Origin of the sequence: Salmonella sp. SAL4457 (genome assembly GCF_046548235.1) — a bacterium.
GTDB classification, from domain to species: domain Bacteria; phylum Pseudomonadota; class Gammaproteobacteria; order Enterobacterales; family Enterobacteriaceae; genus Salmonella; species Salmonella enterica.
The window spans coordinates 1-502 of record NZ_JBGDZO010000044.1 but is presented as its reverse complement, the minus strand read 5'-3'; the positions used below and the strand labels follow the sequence as shown (position 1 = coordinate 502).

Annotated in this window: 1 protein-coding gene; it reads left to right on the top strand. The window is 65.3% G+C overall.

Annotated elements, in window-relative coordinates:
• Nucleotides 1-502, top strand: a 502-nt coding sequence (locus tag ACLJNW_RS23125) for a TAXI family TRAP transporter solute-binding subunit (protein ID WP_410961075.1), incomplete at both ends; no start/stop codon positions are given.

The window sequence follows — 502 nt, the reverse complement described above, 5'->3', positions numbered from 1 at the left end:
ACCCCATAGGGGTCGGCCTCTCGCAGATCTACGGGCACGATATCCAGGGCGCGAAAACCTCGGTGCAGGCCACCAAGGCTTCGGTCGAGAACCTCAACCTGTTGCAGGCCGGGCGTGGAGAACTGGCGCTGGCGCTGGGCGACTCGGTCGCCGACGCCTGGAACGGGGTCGCCGACGCCGGCTTCAAGGCGCCGTTGAAGAAGCTGCGGGCTATCGGCAATACCTATCCGAACTATATCCAGGTAGTGGCCAGCCAAGCCTCGGGCATCAAGACCCTGGCCGACCTGAAAGGCAAGCGCATTTCGGTGGGCGCGCCCAAGAGCGGTACCGAGCTGAACGCCCGGGCGATCTTCAAGGCTGCCGGCCTGAGCTACGAGGACATGGGCAAGGTGGAGTACCTGCCCTACGCCGAGTCGGTGGAGCTGATCAAGAACCGCCAGCTCGACGCTACGCTGCAATCCTCCGGCCTGGGCATGGCGGCCATCCGCGACCTGGCCTCGAC